Origin of the sequence: Collinsella sp. AM38-1BH (assembly GCF_003467545.1) — a bacterium.
In the GTDB taxonomy this organism is placed as follows: domain Bacteria; phylum Actinomycetota; class Coriobacteriia; order Coriobacteriales; family Coriobacteriaceae; genus Collinsella.
The window spans coordinates 92,766-102,590 of sequence record NZ_QSHC01000005.1 but is presented as its reverse complement, the minus strand read 5'-3'; the positions used below and the strand labels follow the sequence as shown (position 1 = coordinate 102,590).

At 61.1% G+C, this 9,825-nt stretch carries 9 protein-coding genes and 1 riboswitch; all 9 genes read right to left on the bottom strand.

The annotated features are described in order from the left end of the window. Window positions 1–95: 95 nt before the first annotated feature. Complete coding sequence (locus tag DW870_RS03785) at window positions 96–1,379, bottom strand: aminotransferase class III-fold pyridoxal phosphate-dependent enzyme (RefSeq protein ID WP_117848012.1); 1,284 nt, start codon at window positions 1,377–1,379, stop codon at window positions 96–98. Window positions 1,380–1,448: 69 nt separating this feature from the next. Continuing rightward, window positions 1,449–2,429, bottom strand: a complete 981-nt coding sequence (gene argB, locus DW870_RS03780) for an acetylglutamate kinase (RefSeq protein WP_117798529.1) — start codon at window positions 2,427–2,429, stop codon at window positions 1,449–1,451. 81 nt (window positions 2,430–2,510) lie between these two features. After that, window positions 2,511–3,779 (bottom strand): bifunctional glutamate N-acetyltransferase/amino-acid acetyltransferase ArgJ, encoded by a 1,269-nt coding sequence (argJ, locus tag DW870_RS03775; protein WP_199573593.1) that lies wholly within the window; start codon window positions 3,777–3,779, stop codon window positions 2,511–2,513. Window positions 3,780–3,913: 134 nt separating this feature from the next. Beyond that, window positions 3,914–4,984 carry an N-acetyl-gamma-glutamyl-phosphate reductase gene (gene argC, locus DW870_RS03770; RefSeq protein ID WP_117876896.1) on the bottom strand — a complete coding sequence of 357 codons (1,071 nt, stop codon included), beginning with the start codon at window positions 4,982–4,984 and terminating at the stop codon, window positions 3,914–3,916. A 257-nt stretch (window positions 4,985–5,241) separates the two neighbouring features. Then, on the bottom strand, window positions 5,242–5,652 hold the full coding sequence (locus DW870_RS03765; RefSeq protein ID WP_117876894.1) for a pyridoxamine 5'-phosphate oxidase family protein: 411 nt from the start codon (window positions 5,650–5,652) through the stop codon (window positions 5,242–5,244). A gap of 54 nt (window positions 5,653–5,706) precedes the next feature. After that, window positions 5,707–6,153: a pyridoxamine 5'-phosphate oxidase family protein gene (locus tag DW870_RS03760; protein ID WP_117848005.1), complete on the bottom strand. Its 447-nt coding sequence runs from the start codon at window positions 6,151–6,153 to the stop codon at window positions 5,707–5,709. A 30-nt stretch (window positions 6,154–6,183) separates the two neighbouring features. Further along, window positions 6,184–6,984 (bottom strand): energy-coupling factor transporter transmembrane protein EcfT, encoded by an 801-nt coding sequence (locus DW870_RS03755; RefSeq protein ID WP_117848004.1) that lies wholly within the window; start codon window positions 6,982–6,984, stop codon window positions 6,184–6,186. After that, window positions 6,984–8,888, bottom strand: coding sequence for an energy-coupling factor transporter ATPase (locus tag DW870_RS03750; protein ID WP_117848002.1), 1,905 nt, complete (start codon window positions 8,886–8,888; stop codon window positions 6,984–6,986). The genes DW870_RS03755 and DW870_RS03750 overlap by 1 nt, the downstream gene beginning before the upstream one ends. Further along, window positions 8,885–9,475 carry an ECF transporter S component gene (locus DW870_RS03745; RefSeq protein ID WP_055252299.1) on the bottom strand — a complete coding sequence of 197 codons (591 nt, stop codon included), beginning with the start codon at window positions 9,473–9,475 and terminating at the stop codon, window positions 8,885–8,887. Before DW870_RS03745 ends, DW870_RS03750 begins: the two co-directional genes overlap by 4 nt. A 6-nt stretch (window positions 9,476–9,481) precedes the next feature. Then, window positions 9,482–9,674: riboswitch (FMN riboswitch) on the bottom strand. Window positions 9,675–9,825 lie beyond the last annotated feature (151 nt).

The following is a 9,825-nucleotide window of genomic DNA, read 5'->3' as shown; positions in this document are numbered from 1 at the left end:
ATCGGGACTTGCAGCGACGGACCTCAGGACGCTCTTACACCACGTCTGCGCGCGCCACCTCCGGAACCCGGTCAAAATTGAGTTATTGCGCCGCGTTAGCCCAAAACACCCGACAGTATCTCGATCAGGCTGTCCACGTCGGCTTCCTCGCAGACAAGTGGCGGCAGGAAACGCAGCGTATGCGCACCCGTAGCGTTGATCACGGCACCGGCGGCCAGCGCGCGGGCAACAACATCATGCGCGTCGCCCGCGGCATCATCCAAATCACAGCCGAGCATCAAGCCGCGGCCACGTACCTCGGTCACGTGCGGCAGCTTGGCGAGCTTTGCCTCCATATAGGCGCCCACCTTGGCAGCATGGTCGGCATAATCGCCGCGCACGAGCGCGGAGAGCGTCGCGGCACACGCCGCGATGGCCAAGCAGCTACCGCCAAAGGTCGAGCCGTGGTCGCCCGGCTTAAACACGTCGGCAATCTCCTTCTTTGCCACGACGGCACCCATGGGCACGCCGTCGGCAATGCCCTTGGCAAGGCTCATGATGTCGGGCTCCACGCCATAGGTCTGGAACGCAAACGGCTTACCCGTGCGGAAGATACCGCACTGGACCTCGTCGGCGATAAGCACGGCACCCACCTCGTGCGCCAAGTCGCGCGCCGTAGCCATAAACTCCTCGGTCATGGGGTGCACGCCACTCTCACCCTGGATCGGCTCGAGCATCACGGCACAAATCTCGCTCCCCAGCTGCTTAAAGATTGCACGCAGTTCATCGACATCGTTGGGCGTGCAGGCCACAAAGCCACCCGGCAGCGGGCGGAAACTGTCCTGCAGCCAATCCTGCATGGTGGCCGCAATAGTCTCGAGCGTACGGCCGTGGAAGCCGCCGCGCATGCACACGATAGTGTTGCCGCCATTACCGGCACGCTTGGCGTACAGGCGCGCAAGCTTCATCGAGCCCTCGTTGGCCTCGGCGCCGGAGTTGGCAAAGAACGTCTCCCACACCTGCTCGCCCGCAGCCGGGGCACCAAGAGCAGCTGCCGTGGTCTCATCGCCGGCGACAATGGCATCGGCAAGAACGCGCGCACCATCTACGTCGTCGTTAGCAAGCTTGGACAGCAGCGCCGCGACCTGTCCGCGCTGCTCGATGTAGAAGTAATTGGAGACATGCATGAGCTTTTTGGTCTGTGCCTCGAGCGCCGAGAGCACAGCCGGGTCGCCATGACCTAGGCTGCACACGCCGATGCCGGCAAGAAAGTCGAGGTACTCACGGCCATCGTCGCCGGTGAGCTTCATGCCGTGACCCTCGACAAACTCGACCGGAGAGCGGCCAAAGGTATGCATAACGTAATGGGATTCAAGCGATTGCTGAGCTGCAAGTGACATGGGATGCCTTTCGTTGGGCGCCAGACGGCGCGGGGCTATGGGTGCAGGAATGGGGCGGCTGCGGGTCAGCTAGACCGTCTGAAGCTTCTCGACCTCGTCAAGGTTCTCGGTCAGACGCGCAGCAAACGTCGAAAGCGGATGCGGATGCGTATCGAACTCGTACGCCGTCTCGGTGGAATGGATCACGGTGCCGACGCCGGCATCGGTCAGCAGCTCCAGGAGCAGCGAATGCGGCGTCGTGCCGTTGATGATGTGGGCTCGGAACACGCCAGCGGTAAGCGCGTCGACAGCCGCACGCAGCTTGGGAATCATGCCCTTATCGACCTCGCCGCCGTAGAGCATTTCGTTAACCTCGTCGAGCGTTAGGTTGGAGATAAGCGAGTCCTTGTCGCTAAAGTCCTTGTACAGACCATCGACATCGGTCAAAAAGATCGCCTTATGCGCGTGGAGCGCCGCGGCAACGGCACCGGCGGCGGTGTCGGCGTTGATGTTGAAGAAACCGCCGTCCTCCCCCGCCGCGACGGTAGCGATGACGGGGATGTACTCGCTATCGAGTAAGCGCTCGATATAGTCGGTGTTGACGTGCGTCACTTTGCCCACGCGACCGAGCTCGGGGTCGAGCGGCTCGGCGATGAGCGTGCCGGCATCGCTGCCCGACACGCCCACGGCCAGGTTACCGTGGTGGTTGATGGCAGCAACCAACTCCTGGTTGACCTTGCCGCCCAGCACCTCGCGCACGATATCCATAGTCGCCGGCGTGGTCACGCGCTGGCCGTTCTTAAACTCGACGGGAATATCGTAATGGCTCAGCGCCTCGTTGATAGCCTTGCCGCCGCCATGCACGATGACGGGGCGCATACCGATGATCTTGAGCAAAACGATGTCGCTCATCACGTCGCGGCGCAGCTGCTCATCAACCATGGCGGCTCCGCCATATTTGATAACAACCGTCTTGCCGGTCAGGTTCTTAATCCACGGCAGCGCTTCGAACAGCAGCTGCGCGGTTGCTTCGTTGGATTCGCTCGAACGACAATCGCGTGCGAATTTCATAATCTGCCTCGTCTTTCGTATCGTTATCGCGCCGTGCTCCGCTGTCCGCAATCGCGGCAAGATACGCAGCGTGCCTGGAATCTAGGAACGGTAGTCGCCGTTGATGGAGATGTACTCGTGCGTGAGGTCGCAGGTCCACACAGTCGTTGCCGCGTCGCCTGCGCCCAGGTCGGCCGAGATCACGATCTCGGGCGCTTCGAAACGTCGTAGAGCCTCGTCCTCGTCAAAGGGAACAGTCAGACCGTCGCGACAGACGGGCATGCCCATCATGTCGATAGAAACGTCTTCCTGATTAAACTTCACGCCGCACTTACCAAGCGCCATAGCAACGCGGCCCCAGTTGCAGTCGTGGCCGGCGATGCAGGTCTTAACGAGCGGCGAGTTGGCAACGGCGCGGGCGGCGATATCGGCTTCCTCGTCGTTAGCGGCGCCGGTAACGTTAACCGTCACGAGCTTTGACGCACCCTCGCCATCGGCCGCAATGTTGCGCGCCAGGCTCTCGCACACCTCGTGCACGGCAAAGGCCAGCTCGTCAAAGGCATCAGTGCCCTCGACGATGGCCTCGGCATCTGCGGCAGCGGCGCCGGAGGCAAGCATGATGCAGGTGTCGTTGGTCGAGGTGTCGGAATCGACCGTTACCTTGTTAAAAGTCTGCTTGGCGGTCGAGAGCAGCAGGGCATGAAGTGCCGCAGGCTCGACGGGGGCATCGGTGGTGATAACTGCGATCATGGTGGCCATGTTGGGCATGATCATGCCCGAGCCCTTGCACATGCCGCCTACCGTATAGACATTACCCGCATGACCCGCCGCCTCGCTGACGTAGGACACGGCGTACTCCTTGGAGTGCGTGTCGGTCGTCATGATGGCGCGAGCGGCATCGGCGCCACCGTGGGCGGAGAGCGCCTCGTAGGCGGCAGGAATGGCGGTCTCAAACGTGTCGATCGGCAGAATCTGGCCAATCACACCCGTGGAGGCAACCAGAATCTGCTGGGGCTCACAGCCGATGACCTGCGATGCGATGCTGCACGTCTCGCGCGCGCATGCAAGGCCGGTCTCACCCGTGGCGGCGTTAGCATTGCCAGAGTTAACCGAAACGCCGGCGATGATTCCGTAGCCCTTGTCGGCACCGCCCAGGTTGGCACGGCTCACCTGCACGGGCGCCGCGCAAAAGCGATTGGTGGTAAACACGCCGGCACCGGGACAGGGTTTATCGGGCACGACGAGCGCGTAATCCAGACGCTCGGGGTTCTTGCGGAACCCAGCGTGGATGCCTGCAGCCTTAAAACCAGCCGCAGCCGTAACGCCACCCTCGACGGCGCGAATCTTGATATCAAACAGCTCGGTATTCATCGTCTTTATGACTCCTTATGTCAAACAAAAAACGGACATCGGTTGGTGCGCCATGCCAGTCGTGATCATGAGACCAGCTTAAGAGTGGCGCCCCACTCGATGCCCGACTACCAAATCGTTAACAATCGAATGTGCTACACCGGGCACGCCACTGTGGGCAAGCCTCGTCGCTCGTCAAAGCCAAAGACGATATTGACGCACTGGACTGCTTGGCCCGCAGCGCCCTTGCACAGATTGTCGATGGCGCCCGTCGCCACCAGCACGCCCGCGCACTTGTTGAGCGCGAGGCCGATCTGGGCGGCGTTGGTGCCGACGACCGAAGCCGTCTTGGGCTGCTGGCCGGCGTCGAGTACGCGCACGAAAGTGCGACCAGCGTAGAACTGCTTGTAATAGTCGACAACGTCCTCAAGGGTCAGGGAGTCGATGGCCTGCGGCGTGAGCGGCAGCGTCACCGTGGAGAGCAGGCCGCGCTTGAGCGGTGCCAGGTGCGGGGTAAAGACGACGCGATCTGTTAGACCAAGGATTTGCTCGATTTCGGGCGTGTGACGATGCTTACCCACGCCGTAGGCCTCCAAGTTCTCGTCGGCGCTGCAAAAATGGGTGCGGGCGTTGCAGGACTTACCGGCGCCCGTCACGCCGCTAATGGCATCGACAATCACGGGACCGTTCTCAGCCACCCAGCCCGCACGCACGGCAGGAGCGGCAGCAAGGCTCGTTGCGGTGGGATAGCAGCCGGCGCAGGCGACCAACACGGGCCTGCCAGCGGCATGGTTGGAAGCAGCGGTCTCTAAGTCCTGGCAGAACAGCTCGGGCAGACCGAAGGCGCGGGTCTTGAGCAACTCGGGGCTCGTGTGCTCGGCGGCATACCAGGCCTCAAAGGTGGCCGGATCGCTCAGGCGATAGTCGGCCGAGAGGTCAATGCAGGAGACTCCCGCGGCAAGCAGGGCGGGCACCTGAGCCATGGCAGCCGTGTGCGGCACGGCCAAAAATACCGCGTCGCAGTTCTTGAGCTCGGGGGCATCATGCGTCGTGAAGACAAGATCGCTTACGCCGGTGAAGCTCGGGTACACCGCAGACAACGGCTGGCCGGCATCAGCGTTGGACGTAATGGCAACAAGTTCAAACTCGGGATGACCGAGCACGAGGCGAATGAGCTCGGCTCCGGCATATCCAGCCGCGCCGACGATTCCAACCTTCAAAGACATATCAGACTCCTTGTCTGCGATTTATGCACCGATGCGCATTTCGCAGCGGTCGTTATGAAGTGGCTTGAAACTTTAGCACCAAAAGATGCATGAACACGTAAATGACTTGCATATTCATGCATTGAAACATTCCCGACACATTCGCTCGAAGGAATTGACAAATGGAGCGGGCCCCGTATTGACCGGCGCTCCTAACGGCGCCGGGCAATACGGGGCCCGCCCATGCGAAAACCAAGTTGTTAGGATGAGCCAGCTGGCTAGAGCTCGACCGGCACCCATTCGTCGTGATTGCAGATAAAAGCCTCGGAATCCTCGACGCTAAAGAAGACGAGCGTGGGGTCGTTAGGCCCCTCATAGTGCTCACCCAGGCGCTCTAGATGCTTCCACCCGGCTTCGCGCATTTCGCTCGAAGCCCGGTCATCCAAGCCGGCACGCCCGCGCAAGATGAGCCAGCCATGGCCCGGCCACCAACTCGTGGCCTCAAAGCGCTGATTTTGTAGCAGCTCTTGCCACACGTCTTTGGTGCGCGCTGTTACAAACCACAGCTTGCCATCCTGGATCTGCGCAAACGAAAACGGACGCACATGAGGCTGTCCGTCAACGCTCGTCGCCAAATACCATGCCGGCACCGACGTCAGATACTCCAACACCGTATTCAATCCGTCCATGTGTCCTCCTGTCGCCTGACCAGTCTTTTTGGAATGGGTAATCAATTTGGGAAATTAGAGCTCCAGGCGCTCCTCGCTGCCGTCGATATCACAGAAGCGCGCGGCAATGTTGCGGACCGAGAAGAACGCAAGGCGGCCGTCGTTGGCGCTCTCGTGTTCCTCGCCGATGCCCACCATGTGCTTAAAACCCGCTTGACGCACCTTGTCGCTCGCAACTGCGTCGTCCTCAAGTGCGGCCTCGCCGGTCAACACGATCCAGCACTCCCCCGGCTTCCAGCCCGAGAGTTCAAACTTGGGATTCGCACTCAGCTCCGCCCACACATCCTTGTCGCGCGATGTGCAAAACCACAGCTTACCGTCATCGACCATGGCAAATGAAAACGGCCTCACGCGAGGCTGATACCCGTCGGCCACATCGGTCGTGGCCAGATACCACGCCGGAATGCGCCTGAGATACGAACAGGCGCGCTCAAGCTGAGCCGTGCGGTCGTTGTCGGTCATAGGGACCCCTTTCTTGCGCTCGAATCGCGCCTAAACAAGTTGAAGATTGATGACGATGACGCAGATGAGCAGCAACGCCGTCACCACCGCCGCCAACGCATCGCTGCGGCCAAATGCAAGCGCATGCAAACGTGCGCGGCCCTGCTCGCCATGATAGCAACGGGCATCCATGGCGGCCGAAAGCGTCTCGGCATGACGGAACACGCCCGTGAACAGCGGAATCGCCACACTGCCGAGCATACGCACGCCGCCGAGCGGACCGCACGTCACGCGCGCGCCGCGGCTTGCCTGCGCGTCCGCCGTCTGCTTCATCTCGGTGGCGAACTGCGGCATAAAGCGCAACGCGATACCCATGATCATGCCGAGCTCATGCGCAGGGAGCCCCACGCGCGCAAACGGTGCGAGCAGACGCTCAAAGCCCGCGGTGAGGTCGAGCGTGGGCGTGGTGAGCGTAATGGCGCTCATGCCGGCCATCATCAGGGTCAGGCGGCACGCCATAAAGGCGGCAGAACGCAGCGAGCCCTCGCTTATCTGCAGAAAGCAGAGCTGCCACAGGATGCGCCCGCTCTGGTCGGAAAACAGGTTGAGCACTGCGACCACCACGACAATCGCCAGCAATGGTGCCATCGATGATAGGACCCGGCGCAACGGCACCCGGGACACGGCATAGATCAGGACAACGAAGATTGCGACCGGGGCCAGTCCGCGGAAGCTGCTGACTGTGAGCGTCGTGATCAGAAACACAAAGCCCAAGAGCAACTTAGTTCGCGGGTCTAGGCGGTGGATCGCACTATCGCCGGGATAGTAGCTGCCAAACGAAAACGCCTCCATTAGCAGCCCTCCTCTCGCGCGACCGTCTTGGATTTAGCAATGTCCGCGACGTTAGAAGGACCGCCCGAGCGACCGATTAGCAGGTCCACCAACTCGTCTGCCAGCGACTCAACCGTATAGAGGCCGTCAAAGCGCAGCGGCACGCCTGCCTTCGCGAGCGCCAGCGCCATGCGCTGGGCGGCGGGAACACCCAAGCCGATTGATTTAAGCTCATCCGCATGCGCAAAAACCTGAGCGGGCGTTCCCTCGGCAAACACCGCGCCCTCGTTCATCACAACGATACGGTCACAACAATTTGCCAGGTCATCCATGCTGTGCGAAACCATGACAACGGTCAGGCCTTCGTCATGTAAACGGCCAATGAGCTCCAGGAAATCCCTGCGGGCAGCCGGATCGAGGCCTGCCATGGGCTCGTCGAGCGCCAGCACCTCAGGTTCCATGGCGAGCACGCCGGCAAACGCCACGCGACGCTGCTGGCCGCCCGAAAGCTCAAAGGGGCTCTTGTCGCCGACCGTGGAAAGATCGAGGCCCACGCGCGAGAGCGATGACTCGACACGACGGTCGACTTCATCTTGCGGCAAGCCAAGGTTGTGCGGACCAAACGCCACGTCCTGCGCCACGGTTTCGGCAAACAGCTGACGCTCAGGATACTGAAACACCACGCCGACCTTGGCCTTAACCGCAGCGGCGTCTTTCTTGTTTGATAGGTCGAGCCCCAGCGCGCAAATGCTTCCCTCCTGCGGACGGATCAGCCCGTTGAGATGCTGGACCAGAGTCGATTTACCCGAGCCGGTATGGCCTGCTAGCCCCAGGAACTCGCCGCGACGCACCGTCAGCGATACATCGCGCAGCGCCCACGGACTGCTGGGGTCGTTTCCCCAGAGAGCCTGTTTGCTCGATTTGCCCGCAGTGGCCGAGCGCTTATGCCAGCGGCGGCGCTCGCGCGGACTGAGCGAATAACTGTACGAAACATGGGATAGCTCTATGACGGGCTCCGACGCGTTGCCCTCGTTGTCTACCGGAACAGTGCCGTCAGCGATTTCCAACTGGGATGCGGAAGACTGCCCCGCGGTGCCTGCCCCACTTCGCTCGGCATAAGTCTGCGCAATCTCGGCGACCATATCCGCCTCACGTACCTGCGCGCAAACGGGCACGCCCTTCGCACGAAGTGTCCTACCTAAGCAGCACGACGCCGGCATATCCAGGTTGAGCTGAGCGAGTTCATTCGCCCGCGTCAGAATCTCCTCGGGCGTACCCAGCATGGCAACATGCCCCGCCCGAAACACCGCGACACGATCGGCCTCGGCGGCCTCTTCCATAAAGTGCGTAATCATCACGATGGTCATGCCGCGATCGTGCAACGCGCGGCAAGCCTTCATGAGGGCCTTGCGCCCACGCGGATCAAGCATCGAGGAAGCCTCGTCCAATATGAGCACGCGCGGTTCCATGGCAAGCACGCCGGCAAGCGCCACGCGCTGCTTTTGGCCGCCCGAAAGCGCATGGGTCTCGTGGTGCTCAAAGCCCACCAGGCCCACGCCCTTCAGCGCCTCGCGTACGCGCTGCGCAATTTGCGCCGATGGCACGCCTAGGTTTTCGGGACCAAACGCAATGTCATCTTCGACAAGCGTTGCCACCAGCTGGTCGTCGGGATTCTGGAATACCATGCCCGCGGTCGAACGAATGTCGTAGACCAGCTCGGGGTCGGACGCATCCATGCCGTTGATGCGTACCGTGCCCGCATCGGGCTGCAACAGCGCATTCAGATGCTTGGCAAACGTCGACTTGCCCGACCCATTGCCACCGAGGATGCAGAAAAACTCCCCGTCCTCGATGTTCAGATCGACGCCGTCGAGCGCCGGTGCGGCACCGTCATAACTAAAGGAAACGCCCCGACACTCAATCATGCGCGGCCTTTGACCTGGTCCTTTTTAGGCGTGATGAGGTTGGAAACCGCCTTGTACACCGCAAGCGTCAATACCGAGTTAAGCACGGTCTTGATAAGGTTGAACGGCAGCACGGCAGGAATCATGAGCGGGGCGATCACATCGACCGAGCCATACCAGAACCATACGCCAATGGTAAGGTTTGCGACCATAGACAACGCCGTAGCGGCAATAACGCCGAGCACCAGGCCAATCACGGCACCCTTATAGGTATGCATCTTCTGGTAGACGATAGCCGCGGGCAGAATGTAGCCCAGCGTGGCAACCAGATTCATAAGCGCGCCGACCCAGTCACCCGTAGTGAGCGCATGGATAACGATCGCCATGGCGGCAACAGCAGTACCGGCACCGGGGCCATACGCAAACCCGCACACCATCGCCGGCACCAGCGACGGGTCATACGTCAAAAACGGTGCCGAGGGAAGGATGGGCAGCTGCACATACATAAACAGCGCTCCCAAGGCGCACATCAACGCCATGGTAACGAGCTGTTTGGTGCTCCACCTATTCGTGTTCTCAAAATGGATATGCTGCGACTGTTCAGACATTAAGATCACCTGCCTCTTTCATCCGGACTCTAACCGTTGGCACTGGGATCTCACCAGTTCAGCCGGCATGCGAACCAACACACGCACGGGTCGCGGACTCATCGGCTCGGTCGCAGACGCCTCGCCTGCTCCACGGCGCCCCTTTGGCACCGCCCGATTTACCGCCAGTGGGGAATTCCACCCCGCCCTGAAACAGCAATTGCAAGTGTAGCACGAGGGAAGAGAGGTACAAGTACGCCAGGGGTAATTTCTGGCGAGGGCCAGTTGCCGCAACAACCACGTTCCCCACCCATCCCAAAGTAACGCGCCTTTCGCGCAAAGCGCGAAACAGCGAAGGGACACGTACTCCT

Excerpts from the sequence above, each read along its gene's own strand:
- argC (WP_117876896.1), bottom strand. The coding sequence starts at position 4,984 with ATGTCTTTGAAGGTTGGAATCGTCGGCGCGGCTGGATATGCCGGAGCC.
- DW870_RS03755 (WP_117848004.1), bottom strand. The coding sequence starts at position 6,984 with ATGGAGGCGTTTTCGTTTGGCAGCTACTATCCCGGCGATAGTGCGATC.
- DW870_RS03750 (WP_117848002.1), bottom strand. The coding sequence starts at position 8,888 with ATGATTGAGTGTCGGGGCGTTTCCTTTAGTTATGACGGTGCCGCACCG.
- DW870_RS03760 (WP_117848005.1), bottom strand. The coding sequence starts at position 6,153 with ATGACCGACAACGACCGCACGGCTCAGCTTGAGCGCGCCTGTTCGTAT.
- DW870_RS03785 (WP_117848012.1), bottom strand. The coding sequence starts at position 1,379 with ATGTCACTTGCAGCTCAGCAATCGCTTGAATCCCATTACGTTATGCAT.
- argJ (WP_199573593.1), bottom strand. The coding sequence starts at position 3,779 with ATGAATACCGAGCTGTTTGATATCAAGATTCGCGCCGTCGAGGGTGGC.
- DW870_RS03745 (WP_055252299.1), bottom strand. The coding sequence starts at position 9,475 with ATGTCTGAACAGTCGCAGCATATCCATTTTGAGAACACGAATAGGTGG.
- argB (WP_117798529.1), bottom strand. The coding sequence starts at position 2,429 with ATGAAATTCGCACGCGATTGTCGTTCGAGCGAATCCAACGAAGCAACC.
- DW870_RS03765 (WP_117876894.1), bottom strand. The coding sequence starts at position 5,652 with ATGGACGGATTGAATACGGTGTTGGAGTATCTGACGTCGGTGCCGGCA.